General features: G+C 72.3%; 21 protein-coding genes. 5 read left to right on the forward strand and 16 right to left on the reverse strand.

Translation table 11 applies throughout. The annotated features are described in order from the left end of the window. Positions 1 to 60 precede the first annotated feature (60 nt). From ACTMS0_RS04090 to ACTMS0_RS04140, 11 genes are all read right to left on the reverse strand, one after another. Positions 61 to 1,623, reverse strand: coding sequence for a polyamine aminopropyltransferase (locus ACTMS0_RS04090; RefSeq protein ID WP_441153705.1), 1,563 nt, complete (start codon positions 1,621 to 1,623; stop codon positions 61 to 63). After that, a complete protein-coding gene (locus ACTMS0_RS04095; RefSeq protein ID WP_441153706.1) occupies positions 1,620 to 2,423 on the reverse strand; it encodes a hypothetical protein in 804 nt (267 codons plus the stop codon). Before ACTMS0_RS04095 ends, ACTMS0_RS04090 begins: the two co-directional genes overlap by 4 nt. After that, positions 2,423 to 2,845: a DUF350 domain-containing protein gene (locus ACTMS0_RS04100; RefSeq protein ID WP_441153707.1), complete on the reverse strand. Its 423-nt coding sequence runs from the start codon at positions 2,843 to 2,845 to the stop codon at positions 2,423 to 2,425. Before ACTMS0_RS04100 ends, ACTMS0_RS04095 begins: the two co-directional genes overlap by 1 nt. A 41-nt stretch (positions 2,846 to 2,886) precedes the next feature. Then, the gene (locus tag ACTMS0_RS04105) at positions 2,887 to 3,312 is read right to left on the reverse strand and encodes a DUF4247 domain-containing protein (RefSeq protein ID WP_441153708.1); all 426 of its coding nucleotides are present in this window, start codon (positions 3,310 to 3,312) and stop codon (positions 2,887 to 2,889) included. After that, the gene (locus ACTMS0_RS04110) at positions 3,309 to 3,815 is read right to left on the reverse strand and encodes a DUF2617 family protein (RefSeq protein WP_441153709.1); all 507 of its coding nucleotides are present in this window, start codon (positions 3,813 to 3,815) and stop codon (positions 3,309 to 3,311) included. The genes ACTMS0_RS04105 and ACTMS0_RS04110 overlap by 4 nt, the downstream gene beginning before the upstream one ends. Beyond that, positions 3,816 to 4,439: a DUF4178 domain-containing protein gene (locus tag ACTMS0_RS04115; protein WP_441153710.1), complete on the reverse strand. Its 624-nt coding sequence runs from the start codon at positions 4,437 to 4,439 to the stop codon at positions 3,816 to 3,818. 136 nt (positions 4,440 to 4,575) lie between these two features. Beyond that, the gene (locus ACTMS0_RS04120) at positions 4,576 to 5,430 is read right to left on the reverse strand and encodes a hypothetical protein (RefSeq protein ID WP_441153711.1); all 855 of its coding nucleotides are present in this window, start codon (positions 5,428 to 5,430) and stop codon (positions 4,576 to 4,578) included. Positions 5,431 to 5,499: 69 nt separating this feature from the next. After that, a complete protein-coding gene (locus ACTMS0_RS04125; protein WP_441153712.1) occupies positions 5,500 to 5,880 on the reverse strand; it encodes a hypothetical protein in 381 nt (126 codons plus the stop codon). 122 nt (positions 5,881 to 6,002) lie between these two features. Further along, positions 6,003 to 8,594 carry an ATP-dependent chaperone ClpB gene (clpB, locus tag ACTMS0_RS04130; RefSeq protein WP_441153713.1) on the reverse strand — a complete coding sequence of 864 codons (2,592 nt, stop codon included), beginning with the start codon at positions 8,592 to 8,594 and terminating at the stop codon, positions 6,003 to 6,005. Between the two features lie 86 nt (positions 8,595 to 8,680). Next, positions 8,681 to 9,769, reverse strand: a complete 1,089-nt coding sequence (locus ACTMS0_RS04135; RefSeq protein WP_441153714.1) for a hypothetical protein — start codon at positions 9,767 to 9,769, stop codon at positions 8,681 to 8,683. A 170-nt stretch (positions 9,770 to 9,939) separates the two neighbouring features. Next, positions 9,940 to 10,572 carry a CGNR zinc finger domain-containing protein gene (locus ACTMS0_RS04140; RefSeq protein WP_441153715.1) on the reverse strand — a complete coding sequence of 211 codons (633 nt, stop codon included), beginning with the start codon at positions 10,570 to 10,572 and terminating at the stop codon, positions 9,940 to 9,942. An 88-nt stretch (positions 10,573 to 10,660) separates the two neighbouring features. Between ACTMS0_RS04140 and ACTMS0_RS04145 the strand changes: the two genes are divergently transcribed. Beyond that, positions 10,661 to 11,188, forward strand: coding sequence for a hypothetical protein (locus ACTMS0_RS04145; protein WP_441153716.1), 528 nt, complete (start codon positions 10,661 to 10,663; stop codon positions 11,186 to 11,188). Positions 11,189 to 11,231: 43 nt separating this feature from the next. Here the strand turns inward: ACTMS0_RS04145 and ACTMS0_RS04150 are convergent, their stop codons facing one another. After that, positions 11,232 to 11,483, reverse strand: coding sequence for a hypothetical protein (locus ACTMS0_RS04150; protein ID WP_441153717.1), 252 nt, complete (start codon positions 11,481 to 11,483; stop codon positions 11,232 to 11,234). Between the two features lie 334 nt (positions 11,484 to 11,817). Here ACTMS0_RS04150 and ACTMS0_RS04155 point away from each other — a divergent pair, with 334 nt between their 5' ends. After that, the gene (locus ACTMS0_RS04155; RefSeq protein WP_441153718.1) at positions 11,818 to 12,066 is read left to right on the forward strand and encodes a winged helix-turn-helix domain-containing protein; all 249 of its coding nucleotides are present in this window, start codon (positions 11,818 to 11,820) and stop codon (positions 12,064 to 12,066) included. 56 nt (positions 12,067 to 12,122) lie between these two features. Here ACTMS0_RS04155 and ACTMS0_RS04160 read toward each other — a convergent pair whose 3' ends face one another. Both ACTMS0_RS04160 and ACTMS0_RS04165 read right to left on the reverse strand, forming a co-directional pair. Then, positions 12,123 to 13,088 (reverse strand): DUF559 domain-containing protein, encoded by a 966-nt coding sequence (locus tag ACTMS0_RS04160; protein WP_441153719.1) that lies wholly within the window; start codon positions 13,086 to 13,088, stop codon positions 12,123 to 12,125. Positions 13,089 to 13,200: 112 nt separating this feature from the next. Next, positions 13,201 to 14,322: a hypothetical protein gene (locus ACTMS0_RS04165; protein ID WP_441153720.1), complete on the reverse strand. Its 1,122-nt coding sequence runs from the start codon at positions 14,320 to 14,322 to the stop codon at positions 13,201 to 13,203. Positions 14,323 to 14,339: 17 nt separating this feature from the next. On the opposite strand from ACTMS0_RS04165, the gene ACTMS0_RS04170 reads away from it, so the two are divergent. The 3 genes from ACTMS0_RS04170 (at position 14,340) to ACTMS0_RS04180 (ending at position 16,665) form a co-directional block, all read left to right on the forward strand. Continuing rightward, positions 14,340 to 14,840 (forward strand): cation:proton antiporter regulatory subunit, encoded by a 501-nt coding sequence (locus ACTMS0_RS04170; RefSeq protein WP_441153721.1) that lies wholly within the window; start codon positions 14,340 to 14,342, stop codon positions 14,838 to 14,840. Between the two features lie 5 nt (positions 14,841 to 14,845). Beyond that, a complete protein-coding gene (locus ACTMS0_RS04175; RefSeq protein WP_441153722.1) occupies positions 14,846 to 16,051 on the forward strand; it encodes a cation:proton antiporter in 1,206 nt (401 codons plus the stop codon). Between the two features lie 182 nt (positions 16,052 to 16,233). Beyond that, positions 16,234 to 16,665 (forward strand): hypothetical protein, encoded by a 432-nt coding sequence (locus tag ACTMS0_RS04180; RefSeq protein WP_441153723.1) that lies wholly within the window; start codon positions 16,234 to 16,236, stop codon positions 16,663 to 16,665. A 158-nt stretch (positions 16,666 to 16,823) separates the two neighbouring features. Here ACTMS0_RS04180 and ACTMS0_RS04185 read toward each other — a convergent pair whose 3' ends face one another. Together ACTMS0_RS04185 and ACTMS0_RS04190 are read right to left on the reverse strand one after the other, a co-directional pair. Continuing rightward, the gene (locus tag ACTMS0_RS04185) at positions 16,824 to 17,021 is read right to left on the reverse strand and encodes a hypothetical protein (RefSeq protein ID WP_441153724.1); all 198 of its coding nucleotides are present in this window, start codon (positions 17,019 to 17,021) and stop codon (positions 16,824 to 16,826) included. Between the two features lie 158 nt (positions 17,022 to 17,179). Continuing rightward, a complete protein-coding gene (locus tag ACTMS0_RS04190; RefSeq protein WP_441153725.1) occupies positions 17,180 to 17,620 on the reverse strand; it encodes a heat shock protein transcriptional repressor HspR in 441 nt (146 codons plus the stop codon). Between the last annotated feature and the right edge of the window lie 6 nt (positions 17,621 to 17,626).

Consider the following 17,626-nt stretch of genomic DNA (forward strand, 5'->3'; position numbering starts at 1 on the left):
CCCTAGATCGCGCCCACACCGTACCGAGTACGGACCAACGGGGCGGGGCGGCGCGACGGGTCAGTACCCGCGCCACTCGGCGCGCGCGTACTCCAGCACGCGGGGTTGCAGCAGCGTGGAGGCCGGCACGTCGACGCGGCGCCGGTCCGGCGGGAAGGCCGCGGCGGCCGCCAGCGTGGCCGCGTCGAGGAAGCGCAGCGACGGCACACCGGCCGGCAGGGCCAGGGTGGGCGGGGTCGCGCCGGGCGCGGCGAGCAGGAATCCCCAGTCGCCGAAGGAGGGTACGTCCACGTGGTACGGCGTGACGGCGAAGCCGGCCTCCCGCAGCGACGCCTCGATCGACCAGTACGACCGGGGCGCGAAGTACGGCGAGCCGGCCTGCACCACGAGCCGCCCGCCCCCGGCGAGCACGTTGCGGACCAGCGCGTAGAACTCGACGGTGTAGAGCTTGGCGGTGGCCGTCTCGTCCGGGTCGGGCAGGTCGGCGACCACCACGTCGAACCGCTCGGTGGCGGTCCGCAGCCACCCGAACGCGTCGGCGTGCACCACGCGTACGCGAGGGTCGTCGAGGGCTCCCCCGTTGAGTCGGCGCAGTTGCGGCTCGGCGCGGGCCAGCGCCACCACCGCCGGGTCCAGGTCGACCACGGTGATCCGCCGGACGTCCGGGTAACGCAGCAGTTCCCGGACGGCGAGCCCGTCCCCGGCGCCGAGCACCAGCACCTCGCCGCGCGGGCCGGCGAGCACCGGGTGCACCAGCGCCTCGTGGTAGCGGTACTCGTCGACCGAGCTGAACTGGAGGTCACCGTTGAGGAACAGCCGCAGGTCGGTGCCGCTGCGGCCGGGCTCGGCGACCGACCGGGTCAGCACGATCTCCTGGTAGCGGCTGCGCTCGGCGTGCACGACCGGGTCCCGGTAGAGCTGCTGCCGGGCGGTCACCTCGAAGTCGCGGGCGGTCAGCCACGCGTACCCGAGGCAGAGGGCGACCACCACGGAGCCGGCGGTGAGCGCGGCGCGCGCCCGGCCGCTCAGCTCCCGCCGGAAGACGGTGAAGACCAGTGCCAGGCCGGCGACCGCGTTCACCGCGCCCACCACCAGCGCGCCCTTGAGCTGGCCGAAGAGCGGCAGCAGCAGGAAGGGGAACGCCAGGCCGCCGAGCAGCGCGCCGACGTAGTCCGCGGCGAACAGGTCGGCCACCGCGCTGCCGGCGGCCTGTTCCCGGATCCGTTGCAGCAGCACCATCAGCAGCGGGATCTCCGCGCCGATCAGGAGACCGAGCACGAAGGCGGTGCCGACCAGGGCCGGCCCGTACAGGTCCAGCCAGGCGAACGCCGCGTAGAGGCCGAGCACGGACAGGCCGCCGAGCAGGGCCAGCGCAAGCTCGATCGCGGCGAAAGCGGCGGCGGCCCGCGACTGCAACGGCTTCGCGGCGAGCGCGCCGACGCCCATGGCGAACACCATCACGCCGAGCACGATCGACGCCTGACCGACCGTGTCGCCGATCAGGTAGCTGCCGAGGGCGACCAGGGCCAGCTCGTAGACCAGGCCGCACGCCGCGCAGACGAACACCGCGGCCAGCACGGCGGCGCGGGCGAGGCGCCACCGCGCCGGCGCGTCGACCGTCACGCTGTCTCCGGCGTACGCGGGGAGGTCCTGTCCCCGCTGCGCGGGCCCCGAACCGCCGGTGCGTCGACCTCGCGGCGCTGCCGGCGGCGCAGCACCAGACCGACGGTGACCAGCAGGACGGTGATCAGCAGTAGCCCGGCGGCGCCGATGAGCCAGCCCCACCGGTCCCGCCACAGGTCGCTGCCGGCGTCCTTCAGCGGGGCGGGATCGGCGGCAGCGGCGGCGGTGTCGACCGGCTCCGGGCTCGCCGCGCCGCGCTCGGCGACGAGCAGCGGCAGGGTGACGGCGGCGCGGGTGACCGCCCAACCGGGGTCGTCGACGAAGGCGTCGTCGGTCAGGTCGAAGCGGGACAGGGCGGTCTTCATCAGGATCAGGTCGCTGGGCGTGAAGTCGGACGAGCCCTGGACCGTGACGGACGTGTAGTCCTCGAGTTCGCTGCTCTCGGACGTGTACGTGACGGCCGCGACCACCTGCACCCAGCGCGGGCACTGCGGGTGGTCCTCGACCGGGATTCCGTCGCCGAGGTTGGACCCGGCGCTCACCACGTCGTCGCCGTACCCCTCCTGGAGCCGCCAGCCGTAGCAGATGCCCTGGCTCTCGAAGGCCTGGCGCAGGATCGGCACGGTGTCGGTCCGCTCGGTGGCGGTGGGCGGCGGCACGACGTTGCTGTCGTCGTCGCCACCGGCGGCCACGCCGACGACGCAGGAGCCGACCAGCACCGCGGCCACGATCCCCCAGACCAGCGCGGCCCGGCCGCTCTTCTTCGGCGCCGCCTTTCCGGGCGCCTTACCGCCGGCCATCAGCTGATCGCGGCGGCGATGATCGCGCCGGTGGCGAGGTGGACGACGGCGGACACCCAGACCGCCGGGTGCGGCTCCGGGTCGACCAGGATCTCGCCGAGCCGGCCGGGGGTGGCGAGGTCGAGCACCAGGAACGCGGCGGCCATGATGACCAGGCCGAGGATCCCGTACGACGCCGCGCCGACCAGCCCGAGGACGAAGTCGTCCTCGCTGGCGACGATCGCGGCGACCACGATGACGCCGACACCGGCCAGGTTCGAGGCGAGCAGCAGCGCGGCGTTGCGGTTGCGCTCGTTCCAGATCAGCTCGTTGAGCTTGCCCGGGGTGGCCACGTCGACCAGGACGTAGCCGATGCCCATGAGGACGACGCCGACCACCCCGTACGCGAGGGTGACCAGCAGGTCGGTGACGAGGGTCTGCACAGGGGTGCTCCAGGGATCGTTCGGACTTCGAGGGGTCGGATCTACTTGCCGCTGCCGGGACCGCCGCCCCGGACGGTGTTCCCCCGGCCCCAACCCCAGTGGTTGCCGACCGTGGAGTGGTAGCGCGGGTACGCGGTGCTCAGCTGCTCCAGGAGGATCAGCGAGCCGGCGGCGACCGGCAGGATCACCACCGAGTCGTCGTCGTAGCGCAGGTAGACGCCGCTGCCGTCGACGTACTGGTCGGCCGGCTTCCAGGCGTCGGTGATCTCCTTGGCCACCTGGCTCGGCCGGCTGGACGACGTGTAGGCCATCGCCTCGCCGCCGATGTCCCGGGCGGCGGCCCGGTCGTACCGGTCCTCCACCAAGCCGCGCGGGGAGAAGTTGCCGTAGAGGACGGCGAAGGCGGCGACCAGCGCGCCGATGACGGCGAACGCCACCCCCACCACGAACCAGCGTCGGTACGTCATCGCAGTGCCACCACCGTTTCGGTCAGGACGAGTTCGTTGGTCTGGGGGTACGCGTGCCAGGTGCGCCAGCCGAGGGCGCCGTCCGGCGGGTCGGGGCGCACCGACAGCGCGGTGACCGCGTCGACGTCGCCGGGGAAGACCCCGACCAGCGCGTACGGGTCGTCGGCCAGGTCGGCGCGGAGCGCGGCCACCCGGTCCCGCAGGCCGCTGCCCTCCGGGCGCAGCACGGTGGCGGTGAACCGGTAGCCGGCGCGCTCGTCGTGCAGGGTGTCGGGCAGGTCGGGGCGGCGGCCGGGCAGGCAGGCCACCGTCTCCGTCAACGCGGCGCCGGGCGCCCGCAGCACCACCTGGTGCGAGGCGCCGAGCAGGCGCAGCCGTACGTGGACGCCGTCAGGCAGGTCGAGGTCGAGCACGTGCAGCGCGGGGCGCTCGACGTCGTCGAGGGCGAGGGTGAGGTCGGCGGCGCTGGTGTCGACGTACGGGGCGTGGAGCGTGACGAGCACTCAGTCCACCTCGGCCTGGGGGTAGATCATCACCTCGGCCCGGTGCAGCTTCTCGCCCCGGGCCACCTCCCAACCGGCCTCGCCGTACGCCTCGAACGACAGCCGCCCGCCGCCCGGCGCCTGGTAGTCGTGGTAGCGCATGGTGCCGCTCGGGTCGAGCCCGGTGGTGCCGACCGCGGTGTAGCGGGCCTGGCCCGACTCGTCCCAGCTGTACCGGCGGCCGGCGAAGTCGATGGTCGGGGCACCCGGGGTGACGGTCGCGCCCGGCTCCGCCTCCCAGAGCACCAGCTCCAGCTCCGGGTCCTCCTCCACGGAGAGCCAGCGGCGGACCCCGCCCGCGTCGTCGAGCAGGTGCTCCGCCCAGCTCCACGCGCCCTCCACCAGGCGGATCGAGCCGCGCACCGCGTACGTCACGCCGCGCACCTCCACGACGTCGCCGGGCTTGAGCCGGCGCGGGTCGCCACGGAGCGCGTCCGCGTCCCGGTCCCGAAGGGGATCACCGGGGCCCCTGGCGCCGGACGGGCGCGGGCGGGAACGACGCCGGGCCAGCACGGCGATCACCACCCCGGCCACCCCGACCAGGCAGCCCGCCCCCGCCACCAGGTACGCCACCGACCCGTCCACCGACAACCTCCCCAGGTACGTCGGCGGAGACGGTAACAACCTCGCGCACCTGGGGAAACCTCTCCCAGCTCGGTGATCGACCGGCTACCGACGGTTTCCTGCGGCCTCAGGTGTCCGCACTCGACGCCGTTCCCGGTCAGCCACCGCCGGTGGTGGAGCCGGGCGCGTCCGGGCCCGGTCGCCCGGGTCCGGCAGGCGGCGTACCGGGTGGCTGCGGGTGGACCGACGGGTCCGGACAGAGCAGGTACCCCGGCGGTACGGGGAGGTAGCCCGGCGCGACATAGCCCGGCGCGACATAGCCCGGCGGGGCGTAGCCGTAGGCCGGTCCGAGGTAGGGCGGCATCGGCGGCGCGGGTCGCGTGGGCTTCGCGGGCACGAACCAGCGGTGCGCCGGTGGCAGTGCCAGCAGCAGCACGACCGTGACGGTCAGCAGGAACACCGACAGCGCTCCGAGCATGGCCAGCGGGAAGAACACCGCCTCGAACGGGTCGGTCGAGCCGTACAGGGCGTCGAGGAACGGGCTCTCCTCCCAGAAGTCCTCCGGCATGCCCTCCTCGTCGGGGTACACCACCTCCTCGCCAGCGCCGGCGGCGAACAGCATCGGGACGAAGAGAACCCCGAGACAGCCCTGCCCGAGGCAGACGAGCAGCTGGGCGCCGCTGGCCACGAAGACCAGGATCCGGGCGGTGTTCCCGCCCCGGTGTACCGGCCGGGCGGTCGCCGCGTACCAGACGGCGAGCAGCAGCACCGGCACACCGATGAAAAGCGTCCCGATGACGTTGCTCCACCGCTCGGCGCGTACCTCATCGGGGTCGGCATCGGGAACGGCGCGCACGGCGTCGTCGATGCGCCCGTCCCACTGGATCGCCTGCGCGATCACCAGGCCCAGGAGGCCGAGCAGGACCAGCACGGCGGTGAGCTGCAACCAGAAGGCGACGGTCACGGTACGCGGCCGGGGCGGGCGTACCGGGGCGTCGGTGGGCGCGGTCATGGCTGGCAAGGTACGGCTCGGCCGCCAGCGGCGGCAGAGCCGTTCGGTCGGCTCGCCCCGGCCGGTTGATCACGGCTGGCCGAGGCGGTCCCCGGCGTACTCCCCCAGGACGGTGCGGTCCATGACGCAGCCGGTGAACGTGGCGACCTCGGCGGGGTCGTCGCGCAGCCACTCCCAGGCCGCCCGTCCGGCCGCCGGGTCGAGCCGCTCCAGCAGTGCGGCGGCGTAGACGCGCCCGGCGGGCGAGCCGGTGGCGAGCAGGCGGTCGAGCTGCCCGCGTACCGCGTCGGGGTCGTCGGCCAGCACGGCCTCGACCCGGCGGTACGCCTCGGTCACCGGCAGCAGCGACCCGGCGATCCCCACCGGCCCGAACGCCACGGTCTCCGCGCGGTGCAGCTCCTCGAACGCGGCGGCAACCTCCCGCCCCTTCTTCCTCCCGATCCCGAACACGCCCCTGTTCCTACCCCCACCACCCCCTCCCCACCCCTCCCACAAAGTTGATCATGAGGTTGGCGGCAGTCGAGGAGATCGACATCGCCGTCAACCTCATGATCGACACGACTCGGGGTGGGTCAGGCGGCGGTTACGGTCAGGGAGTCCTTTGAGTCCGACAGGTCCACGCGGACCGTGTCGCCGTCGCGGATCGTCCCGGACAGGATGGCCTTGGCCAACTGGTCGCCGATGGCCGACTGGACCAGGCGGCGCAGCGGGCGGGCGCCGTAGATCGGGTCGTAGCCGTGCTCGGCCAGCCACACCCGGGCGGCGTCGGTGATCTCCAGGCTCAGGCGGCGGTCGGCCAGCCGGCGGCGCATCCGGCCCAGTTGGATGTCCACGATGGCCCGCAGGTCCTCACCCTGGAGGGCGGCGAACACCACGATGTCGTCGAGGCGGTTGAGGAACTCCGGCTTGAAGTGCGACCGGACCACCGCCAGCACGCCCTCACGGCGCTGCTCCTCCGCCAGCGTCAGGTCGCTGATCACCGACGACCCGAGGTTGGAGGTGAGGATCAGGATCGCGTTGCGGAAGTCCACCGTACGACCCTGGCCGTCGGTGAGCCGGCCGTCGTCGAGCACCTGGAGCAGGATGTCGAAGACGTCCGGGTGGGCCTTCTCCACCTCGTCGAGCAGGATCACCGAGTACGGCCGGCGGCGCACCGCCTCGGTGAGCTGGCCGCCCTCCTCGTACCCGACGTAACCGGGCGGGGCGCCGACCAGGCGGGCGACGGAGTGCTTCTCGCCGTACTCGCTCATGTCGATGCGGACCATGGCCCGCTCGTCGTCGAAGAGGAACTCGGCGAGCGCCTTGGCCAGCTCGGTCTTGCCGACGCCGGTGGGGCCGAGGAAGAGGAAGCTGCCGGTCGGGCGGTCCGGGTCGGCGACGCCGGCCCGGGCGCGGCGGACCGCGTCGGAGACCGCGGCGACGGCCTCGGACTGGCCGACCACGCGGGCGCGCAGCGACTCCTCCATCCGCAGCAGCTTGGCGGTCTCGCCCTCGAGCAGGCGACCGGCCGGGATGCCGGTCCACGAGGCGACCACGGCGGCGATGTCGTCCGCGCCGACCTCCTCCTTGAGCATCGCGCCGTCGGCCTGGAGCCGGGCCAGCTCCTCCTCGGCCCGGGTCAGGTCGGCCTTGAGCGCGGGGATGCGGCCGTACCGCAGCTCGGCGGCGCGTTCCAGCTCGCCGTCGCGCTCGGCCCGCTCGGCCTCGCCGCTCAGGCGCTCCAGCTCCTCCTTGGCGGTGGACAGCTTCGCGATGTGGCTCTTCTCCAGCTGCCAGCGCTCGGACAGGGCGGTGAGCTGCTCGCGCTTGTCGGCCAGCTCCTTGCGAAGCCGCTCCAGCCGCTCGGCGGAGGCGGCGTCCGGCTCCTTGGCCAGCGCCATCTCCTCGATTTCGAGCCGGCGCACCGCCCGCTCGATCTCGTCCACCTCGACCGGCCGGGAGTCGATCTCCATGCGCAGGCGGGACGCCGACTCGTCGACCAGGTCGATCGCCTTGTCCGGCAGGAAGCGGTCGGTGATGTAGCGGTCCGACAGGGCGGCGGCGGCGACCAGCGCGGCGTCGGTGATCCGTACGCCGTGGTGCACCTCGTAGCGCTCCTTGAGCCCACGCAGGATGCCGATGGTGTCCTCGATGCTCGGCTCGCCGACCAGCACCGGCTGGAAGCGGCGCTCCAGGGCCGGGTCCTTCTCGATGTGCTCGCGGTACTCGTCCAGCGTCGTCGCGCCGACCATCCGCAGCTCACCACGGGCGAGCATCGGCTTGAGCATGTTGCCGGCGTCCATCGAGCCCTCGCCCTTGCCGGCGCCCACCACGGTGTGCAGCTCGTCGAGGAAGGTGATGACCTGGCCGTTGGAGTTCTTGATCTCCTCCAGGACGGACTTCAGCCGCTCCTCGAACTGCCCCCGGTACGACGCACCGGCCACCATCGCGCCGAGGTCGAGCGAGACGAGCTTCTTGTCCCGCAGCGACTCCGGCACGTCACCGGCGACGATCCGCTGGGCCAGGCCCTCCACGATGGCGGTCTTGCCGACGCCCGGCTCACCGATCAGGACGGGGTTGTTCTTCGTACGCCGCGACAGCACCTGGATCACCCGGCGGATCTCGGCGTCCCGGCCGATCACCGGGTCGATCTTGCCGTCGCGCGCGCTGGCGGTCAGGTCCACGCCGTACTTCGCGAGGGCCTGGTAGGTCTGCTCCGGGTCGGCGGTGGTGACCCGCCGGTCGCCGCCACGCACGGTCGGGAACGCGGCGACCAGGTTCTCCTCGGTGGCGCCGGCGGACTTGAGCGCGGTCGACACCGCGCCGCCCACCCGGGCCAGGCCGGCGAGCAGGTGCTCGGTGGAGGTGTACTCGTCGCCGAGCGGCCGGGCGATCTGCTCGGCGGCGCCGATGGCGTTGACGAACTCCCGCGCCAGGGTCGGCTCGGCGATGCTGGAGCCGCGCGCGGCGGGCAGCGCGTCGATCGCGCGCTGGCTGACCCGGCGCAGCTCGGCGGGGTCGGCCCCGACGGCGCGCAGCAGGCCGGCCGCGGTCGACCCCTCGGTGTCCAGCAGGGACAGCAGCAGGTGCCAGGGCTCCACGGTGGCGTGGCCGCGCTGGTTGGCGAGCGCGACGGCGCCGGTGATGGTCTCGCGGCTCTTGGTGGTGAGACGTTCGGTGTTCATGGGCTCCCCCGGATCGGCGTTGTCCACTGGTAGCGACACAACCAGAGTTGAGCCTATTCCGCTCAACCCTAGCCCTGTGACCTGAGTCACTCCTCTGCCCGGAACCAGCGCCTTTCCAGCACCACCCGCACCCAGTGCGGGTCTCCTCCATCGCTGCCCAGCAGCAGGTCATTCGGTCCGCGCGCGAACAACGTGCCGTCGGAGAGAAGCGTCAGCCGATGATCCGCTCGCAACGGCCACGATTTGTCGACGTAGTGACCGCCGTCGGTGACCAGCCCACCGCCGTCCGGGCCGCTCACCGCCAGTCGGCTCTCCCCGAAGGGCACCAGCGACACGAACGGCTCCGGATACCGGTCGACCAGCACAGGCCGCCAGTCGCCGTCATAGTGCCAGAGGGCCGGGAAGCGGGCCGGATCTCGCCGGTCCCCGATCAGCCACAGGTCGCAGCGGACCGACGTCACCACCCGGATCGCCGCGATCTCGCCGTCGGGGTTCGGCACCCGGGGTCGGCGCCAGTGACGGCCCGAGTCGAACGAGACGGCGATCAGCGGCCGGCCGTTGGCGACGGAGGCCGCCACCACCAGGCCTTCACTGCCGTACACGGTTTGCGGACGCGACAGGGGCGGCTGCACCGGCAGCGGTCGCCAGACCCCGGCCTCCCACCGGATCACGCGGCCTGTCCGGTCGTCCAACCGGAACCAGCTATGCAGCGCCCGTACGACCGACGGTGGGGTCGCTCCTGGTGTGTGCTGAAAGGTGCGTCCGTAGTCCAAGGAGTGGTACCAGCCGTCCCCCGCCAGGAAGAAGGCCGGCACATTCACCGCGACCTGGAACTGTTGCTTCTCCGCCAATGGCCGGGGATGGGGGATCCGGCGCCAGGACCGCCCGCCGTCCAGGGTGGCGAAGAGCAGCGCGGGGCAGTCTGGCGCGGGAGGTCTCCCAGCGCAGGAGGCGAAGAGGGCGTAGCCGTGGTCGCGGTCACCGAACTCCACGTACGGCTGGTCGTACCGATTCGGGACGGTGACAGGGGCCCGGCGTTCGACGATGTCCGGCATCCGGGGCGGCGCGGTCGGAAAGGACGGCTCCGGTGACGGCTGACTGGTGATCGTGCACGCCGCCAGGGAGAACAGCAGCAGCAACAACGCGATCAGCGGATGGAATCGCCGCATGGTCATCCGGCCTCCGGCACAGGGGGCCTCGCCTAGGTGCGAGTACGTGTCGAACAGACTGCCCTACCGGGGATCGGCCTACGTTCACGACCTGGTGACGGAATCCGGACGCCGCGTGAGGATGATCATTCCCAGAGTTGGGCCTATTCCGCTCAACCTTGGCGCTGTGACCTGAGTCACTCACCTGCCTGACGAGCGGCGTGGGCACGCACCTTGGCCCGGTTCCCGCAGCTGGCCATGTCGCACCAGCGGCGCCGGCCCCGTACGTCCAGGAACAGCCAGCCGCAGTCCGTCCCGGGGCAGGCGCGGACCGACCGGTGGGACGCGTCGGTCAGCAGGTCCTCGGCGGCGCGGGCGACGGCGTACAGCGGCCAGGAGAGTCCGGTGGACTCCGGGAGCTGCCGCCGCGCGCCCCCCTCGACGTCGGGGACCAACTCGGTGGCCCGCACGGCCGCCTGCGCCACGCGCGCGACCTCGTCGAACGCGGCCCCGTCGGCCGGGTCGCGCAGCAGCCGGTACAGCGCATTCCGGAACCGGTACGCCGCCCGCAGCACGCTCGCGGCGGAGCGCGGATCGCCCTTCGCGGCGTCGCGCAACCGGCCGACCGTCTTCGTGGAGAGGAGGCCGGCATGGCCGGCCCAGACCGCCAGCCGGTCGTACGTGGGGATCCACTCGCGCTTCGGATCCGGCTCCCCGGACGGCGTTCGGACGACGGCGTCCCAGCCCGACCACGTGTTGCAGAAATCCAGCGCGTGGTGCCCGCCCCAGAGCTTCGGCATGGGGTAGCCGTCAACCTCGATCCAGTGCACCGATCGATTGTGCCGCTTGACAAGCCGAGCCAGGAAGGGTTGCCTGTGACTAACCTGTCACATGCCTATAACTGGTTAGGAGAAATGCATGCGGCGATCCCTCGCCACCACCCTCGGATTACTCACCGCCACGGTTGCCGCCGCGACTGCCGCCACCCCCGCCCATGCCGCGCCGGTTGCGGCCGGGCTCGACTGGGAGCCGTACCGGTCGCAGCCGTACACGGTCGCCGCCGGCGACCGGTGCGCCTTCGGGGTGCACGCCGAACCGATCGTCGACGAGGAGCGCATCGCGACCGTGGCCACCTACCCGGACGGGAGCCCGCGCCAGCAGGTCATCACCGGCGACCTCCGGGTCCGGTACACGAACCTCGACACCGGCGCGACCGTCGAGCACGACCTGAACGGCACGGCCTTCATCGAGTACGCGACCGACGGGTCCATGACCCACCGCTACCTGGGCGCGGTCGCCGTGGGCTTCCGGGCCACCGACGAGTACCCGAAGGGGATCTGGCGCCTCGACGGCTACCACGAGGTGCACTTCGGCCCGGGCGGCGGCACGCGGGAGATCCGCGTCGACGCGGGCACCGAGCACAACGTCTGCACGGACCTGGACTGATAGCTCGTCACCGGTCCGTCGACGGCGGTCCGTCGGCGTGCCGTCAGCGGGGCAGGCGCGGGGTGCAGGGCGTCTGGTGGTCGGCCCGGAGCACGCACCGCCGGCCACCGTCGAGCCTGCGGTCGCAGAAGACCCAATGGCGTACACCCTGGTTGTCCTCGGTCGACACGGTGATCCCGCCCGCTTCGACGCAGGCGAGAAACGCCAACGAGCGGCCGGCCGTCCGAGCCAGGATCTTGGCCCGCGCCAGGTCCGACGCCGTGATCGGCAGGTGGATGACGTACCGCCCGCTCATCGCGCCCTCTCGTCGCTCAGCCCGCGGAGTGGAAGGAGCGGCCCGGCCAGGTCCCGTCGGCCGGGCCGCTCCGCCCTGCCACCGCAGCCTCCCTTGGCAGTACGGCAACAGGGCTGTACGCAGCCGAGACGAGCCACGGGGAATGCCCGCCTCGGCAACGGACGGGCACCGCCAGGAGCCGGTTGCCTACCAGGACTTCCGCCACGGACCGCCCGTCCGGGTCAACATACAATGCAAAGCATTCGAACACGACAAGTGACCATGCTAAGCACGCCAAGTGTTGGCCGATCGGTCGCGATCATGGGAGGATCTTGGGGCCTACCAGGAGTGCCGCATGCCCCGAGTTTCCGACCGCCAGCGGATCGCGCAGGACATCCGCGACAAGATCAGCTCAGGTGAATACGCCCCCGGCGACAAGCTGCCGTCGCTGCGTGAGATGACCGTCCTCTACGGAGTCTCCGCCGAGCCCGTGCGGTCAGCCCTGCTGATCCTCCATGCGGAGGGCCTGATCGAAGGCCACCAGGGCAAGGGCACCTATGTCACTCCCCGTCCCGCCCCGAGACGTCGCGACGGCGAGCCGTAACCCGAGATCTTGGAGGATTTCGGCCCCTGGAGGGGCCGTTTCTTTCCAAGATCTCGTTAGCCGGGCCAGCCGGCGGCGCGGAGGGCGGCGCGGAGTTGGGTGAGCACCTCCTCCGGGTGGGTGCGCACCACCCAGGCGGGGAAGCGGAGCACGCGGTCACCCTCGACCCAGAGGTCGTTCTGCCGGCGCATGTCCGCCCAGGCCTGGCGCGGGTCAAGATGGTAGCTACCGTCGATCTCGACGTGCACTCCCCACTGTGCGAAGTACACGTCCAGGTAGCGGCGCCGGCCGGTCGAGTCGTGCCGGACCTGCTGCCGGGTGGGTTCGGGGAGACCGGCGCGGCGGACCAGGCGGAGGAAGTCGAGCTCGCTCAGGGCGTGAGCGCCGCCGGCCGCGTCGGTCGCGGTGCTCAGGATCAGTCGTCGGCGGCGTAGCCGGGGCAGCCGTGCGACGACCTGGTGCAGCTCGTCGCCGCCGACGAGGCGTTGCTGGAAGGCGGCCGCCACGATTCCCCGAGCCTCGTCGTCGGTCGCCGCCCACTGCGCCGCGTCAACGATCGACCGGGCCGGCATCGTCCGTCGCGGCTGCCCGACGGCGTGGACATCCTCGTCGGGGAGGCTGGTCGTCCGGTGTACGAGCACGCCCGGCGGGAGCGGGCCGCGCCGGCAGGTGGCGGGGAGCAGCAGATGGATGGCCCGACCACCGACCCGGCGCAGTCCGTGCGCCTGGGCGGCGGTGACCCCGCCGAGCAGCGCGTCCGGCCCGGCGGCGAGCACGGCGATCCAACGCAGTTGGGCTGCGCTGACCGGCCCGTTGTGGGTGACGAACACCCCTCGGTGTGGCTGGCGCCAGCGTCCGGTCGCCACCCGGTGACGGATCGCCTTGCGCGACAGGTGTCGCAACGCCTGTCCGAGGCTCAGCACGTCCTCCTGGTGGAAGAGCAGCCAGCTCAACTCGTCAGCGTCGTCACCCGGCAATGCCCGCCCGAGCGCAGCGAGCGACCGCCCACCCCTGACTCCCATACGAGAACCCTGCCAAGCGCAGCTCTCACAGCGCTGCCCCTGTGGACAACGTCGAGATCTTGGAAGGAAATGGCCCCTCCAGGGGCCGAAATCTTCCAAGATCTCGAAAAACCTAGGCCGCCTCGAGTACTACTCTTGTCCAAGCCGTGAAGGGGGGTCGGGCTAGCAGGAGTTCGTGGGGGGCGGTGGCAGCCAGGGTGCCGTCGTCGAGGATGTGCAGGTAGTGCTCGGGGGTCACCGGCCAGGGCACGTCCGCATAACGGCCGCCGGCCAACACGCCCGCCCCGCGTGAGCTCACTACCGCCGCTCGCCCGCCGCCCAGCAGTGCCGGCGGGGACGCCTGCTCCGGATGCCCCTCGGCGCGTACGGGCTGCCAGGAGCCGGCCCAGCGCCACAGCGCCGGGAAGTCCGTGCGGTCCGTCCGCTCGCCGACCAGCCACGGCTCCCCGTCCGGCGCGACCTCGACCCGCAGGATGCCGACGTCGCCGGAGTCGGGCGGCGGCACGGCAGTCGTCCGCCAACTCCGACCCTCGTCGGTCGAGACCGCCGCATAGGGAAGGCCGCCGGCCGCCCCGGCGGCGAAGAGCAACCCTCTGCTCTCGCCGACGGTGTTCAGCCCCGGCACTTCCGGCTGCACCGGCAGCCGGTCCAGGCCGCGGCCGTCCCAGCGCCCCACGCCGCCCTCAGCCTCGACGATCTGGAAGCGCCCCTGCGCGGCCCGCCACTCGGCCGGCCCCGCCTCGCCGCGGGTGTGCCGGAAGGTCCGGCCGCCGTCGGTGGAGGTCCACCAGCCGTACGGCTCGCTCAACAGCACGAGCAGGCCGGGGGCGGTGTACAGCTGCTGGCCCTCGGCGACCGGTCGCGGGTGCTGGAGCTTCCGCCACGAACCCCCACCGTCCACCGTCGCGTAGAGCAGTGCGGGGCAGTCCCGGCCGGGTGGTCGATTGCCGCAGGAGGCGAAGAGGGCGTAGCCGTACGAGGAGTCGACGAACTCGACGTACGGCCGGTCGTACCCCTTGGGAACCACGACCTGGACGCGGCGGTTCTCCGCGACGGCGACCGGGGACGGCGGCGGCCCGGGGCGCTGCGACGCCGCGCTGGACGGCACGGCGGACGAGGGCGCGAGGCGGGGCGGCGGGTCGCGGCGGATGTCCCCGACCGAGCAGGCGGCCAGGAGCGGCACCAGCACCGCCAGCCAGGGAAGCCGGCGCTCGATCATGACGACCTCCGTCACGCGGTAGCCTTGCTCGGGTGCGAGTACGTGTCGAACAGACTGCCCTACCGGGGATCGGCGTACGTCACGACCTGGTGACGGAATCCGGACGCCGGCTGGGGGTGGTCACCCACCGGAACGGGCGTCGCGACCTCGTCCTGTACGACCCGGACGATCCCGACTCCTGCCAGGCCGACATCCCGCTGACCGACGACGAGGCGGAGGCGCTGGCCGACATCCTCGGCGCGTCGCTGATGCTCGGCCAACTGTCCGGTCTGCGGGAGCAGGCCGCCGGCCTGCTCACCGAGCAGATCGCGATCCCGGCCGGCTCCTCGTACGTGGGCCGGAAGCTGGGTGACACCAAGGCGCGTACCCGCACGGGCGCCTCGATCGTGGCGGTGCTGCGCCACGGCGAGGTGATCGTCTCCCCGGACCCCTCGTTCCGCTTCGCGGCCGGCGACGTGGTGGTCGTTGTCGGGACCCGGCAGGGTCTCGACGGCGTGACCGCCATTCTCGCCGACAGTGACCCGGACGGCTGAGGCGGATGCACCACACCACAACACTGCTCATCGAGGTCGGCGCTCTGCTGTTCCTGCTCGGCCTGCTCGGCCGGCTCAGCCGACGGATCGGCCTCTCCCCCATCCCGCTCTACCTCCTCGCCGGCCTGGCCGTCGGGCACGGCGGCGTGTTCGAGGTCAAGGCCAGCGAGGAGTTCTTCGCGGTCGGCGCCGAGATCGGCGTGATCCTGCTGCTGGTCATGCTCGGCCTGGAGTACTCGGCCGGCGAGTTGGTCGGCAACCTCCGCTCCGCCGCCCCGGCCGGGCTCATCGACGGGGTGCTGAACGCGCTGCCCGGCGCCGCCTTCGCGCTGCTGCTCGGCTGGGACTGGGTGGCCGCCGTCGTGCTCGCCGGCATCACCTGGGTCTCCTCGTCCGGCGTCATCGCCAAGGTGCTCGCCGACCTGGGCCGGCTCGGTAACCGGGAGACGCCGGTGGTGCTGTCGGTGCTGGTCATCGAGGACCTCGCGATGGCGCTGTACCTGCCGCTGCTCACCGCCGTCCTCGCCGGGACCGGCCTGATCGGCGGCGGGATCGCGCTCGCCGTCGCCGTCGCCACGGTGCTGATCGTGCTGATGGTGGCGATCCGGTACGGCCGGGTCATCTCGAACGTCATGTCGGCACGCGACCCGGAGGCACTCCTGCTGGGCGTGCTCGGCCTGACCCTGCTGGTCGCCGGTGTAGCCGCGAAGCTCCAGGTGTCGGCTGCGGTCGGCGCGTTCCTGGTCGGCATCGCCCTCTCCGGGCCGGTCGCGCACCACGCCACCGAGCTGCTGACCCCGCTGCGCGACCTGTTCGCCGCGGTGTTCTTCCTCTTCTTCGGGCTGGTCACCGACCCGCGGGACATCCCGCCGGTGCTGCTGCCGGCGCTCGCGCTGGCCGTGATCACGATGGGGACGAAGACGCTCACCGGGTACCTCGCCGCCCGGCGGGTCGGCATCGCCGAGCCCGGCCGCTGGCGCGCCGGCCTCGCCCTGGTGCCGCGCGGGGAGTTCTCCATCGTCATCGCCGGTCTGGCGGTGGCGGCCGGGAGCGTCGAGCCGCGGTTGGCCGCGCTCGCCACGGCGTACGTGTTGATCACGGTCGTGACCGGGCCGATGTTGGCCCGGGTACCTGATTTCGGCTGGTTCAAGGGTTGGCTGCGGCGCCGGGCGGCGGCGCAGCGGGTTCAGCCGGCGCCCGTCGCCGACTGACGGGTTTCGGTCGTGCCGGCCGGTTTCGGCGGTACGGTCCCGGCCGGCCCGGCCAACGGTTGCCGAATTGCTTCCCTGAGGGTCTACCGCTGGTCGCCCCTCCGCGTTACCGTTTCGCCCCAGCAGCCATGGGTTCGCGGGGTGTGCGTCGCCCCGCGTCCGGAGAGCGGGAAGGTTGGCCGGTGAGCGTGCAGGAATCGACGTTCCACGGCTTCGCCAACCCCGTCGACCCGTCGCCGACGGAGTTGCGGGCGTGGGCGTACCACCCCGACTCGGTGCCGCTGACCTCCATGCCGCCCGACTGGGACCTGCTGGTCTCCGGTGACCGGCTGGTGCTGACCCTCTTCGACCTGGCCATGGACCCGGCCTGCCCGGCCCGCCGCTTCGCGCTGCACTGCCTCTACATCTACGCCGCGGACGGGATCCGGACGAATTTCCGCGCCCACCCCAAGCGCCGCTTCCGCAAGCTGGTGGAGCAGGCCGAGCGGGACGGCGACGAGCTGATGCGTACGTGGGCGCACAACAGCCGGGTGCTGCTGGCCCGTCCGGACCTGTTCGTCTACCGCGACTGGTGCGAGGGCGGCCTGGTCCGGGAGAACCGCCGCCTCGCCTGAGCGCCGCCGCTCCGACCGCCCGTATTGATCATGAAGTTATAGCTGCGACACGCCGAGCCGGACCGCTATAACGTCATGATCATCGGGGGCGATGGTTGGGCATGCGAACGGGCCGGGACCCCCCGTGGGTCCCGGCCCGTTCGTCTCGCTGACGGTGGTCAGCGCGCCTTCCGGCTGCGGCTCTCGCGGCGCCCCTGGTCGATTCCGTGATCGACCGAGTCGGCGAACCGCCCCTCTTTGATCTTGTCGCGGAACGTCCCCTCGGTGACCTTGTCGAATCTCTTCCGGACGTTCTCGGCCACCTGCTCGAGCCGGTCTACCGTCTGCTGGGCAACCTTCTTCGCCGATTCCGCCATGGCTCCCCCTGCCATCGGAGTCCGGATTGAGTTGGTTGAACCTGATTCGAGGCTAACGGGCCACCCAACCTGGTGCGGAGAAACCCGGGATACGCCGAACGGCGGTGTCCCGGGCAGGGGACACCGCCGTTCGGCGCGATCCGCGCGGACGCGACCGCTCAGCGTTCGGGGTTCCGGCGGGGACGCCAGACCACCAGCGCGGTGGAGGTGCGGTTGGCGGGCACCAGGTCGCTGCCCGGGAAGCGGGCCAACGCCTCCAGCTCGGCGATCCGGCGGTACGCGGCGTCCAGCTCCGCCTCCAGCCGGGCCACCCGCTGCTGCGCCTGCTCCAGCAGCCGCTCCAGCCCGATGATCCGCTTGACGCCGGCCAGGTTGATGCCGTCGTCCTGACTGAGCCGCTGCACCTCGCGCAGCAGCACCACGTCCCGGACGCTGTACCGGCGACCGCCCCCGGCCGCCCGGCCGGCCTGCACGAGGCCGAGCCGGTCGTACTGGCGGAGCGTCTGCGGGTGCATGCCCGCCATCCGCGCCGCCACCGAGATCATCAGCACCTTGGCCTCGTAGGCAGGGTCATCCGCGCCGACGAATCCGTCCGACATCCCCGC

The sequence above is a fragment of the Micromonospora sp. H33 genome, from assembly GCF_052068455.1.
Classification (GTDB): domain Bacteria; phylum Actinomycetota; class Actinomycetes; order Mycobacteriales; family Micromonosporaceae; genus Micromonospora.

Bases quoted from the DNA above. Each gene is read 5' to 3' on its own strand.
- ACTMS0_RS04095 (WP_441153706.1), bottom strand. From the start codon at position 2,423: ATGGCCGGCGGTAAGGCGCCCGGAAAGGCGGCGCCGAAGAAGAGCGGC.
- ACTMS0_RS04105 (WP_441153708.1), bottom strand. From the start codon at position 3,312: ATGACGTACCGACGCTGGTTCGTGGTGGGGGTGGCGTTCGCCGTCATC.
- ACTMS0_RS04120 (WP_441153711.1), bottom strand. From the start codon at position 5,430: ATGACCGCGCCCACCGACGCCCCGGTACGCCCGCCCCGGCCGCGTACC.
- clpB (WP_441153713.1), bottom strand. From the start codon at position 8,594: ATGAACACCGAACGTCTCACCACCAAGAGCCGCGAGACCATCACCGGC.
- ACTMS0_RS04135 (WP_441153714.1), bottom strand. From the start codon at position 9,769: ATGACCATGCGGCGATTCCATCCGCTGATCGCGTTGTTGCTGCTGCTG.
- ACTMS0_RS04145 (WP_441153716.1), top strand. From the start codon at position 10,661: ATGCGGCGATCCCTCGCCACCACCCTCGGATTACTCACCGCCACGGTT.
- ACTMS0_RS04150 (WP_441153717.1), bottom strand. From the start codon at position 11,483: ATGAGCGGGCGGTACGTCATCCACCTGCCGATCACGGCGTCGGACCTG.
- ACTMS0_RS04155 (WP_441153718.1), top strand. From the start codon at position 11,818: ATGCCCCGAGTTTCCGACCGCCAGCGGATCGCGCAGGACATCCGCGAC.
- ACTMS0_RS04160 (WP_441153719.1), bottom strand. From the start codon at position 13,088: ATGGGAGTCAGGGGTGGGCGGTCGCTCGCTGCGCTCGGGCGGGCATTG.
- ACTMS0_RS04175 (WP_441153722.1), top strand. From the start codon at position 14,846: ATGCACCACACCACAACACTGCTCATCGAGGTCGGCGCTCTGCTGTTC.
- ACTMS0_RS04185 (WP_441153724.1), bottom strand. From the start codon at position 17,021: ATGGCGGAATCGGCGAAGAAGGTTGCCCAGCAGACGGTAGACCGGCTC.
- ACTMS0_RS04190 (WP_441153725.1), bottom strand. From the start codon at position 17,620: ATGTCGGACGGATTCGTCGGCGCGGATGACCCTGCCTACGAGGCCAAG.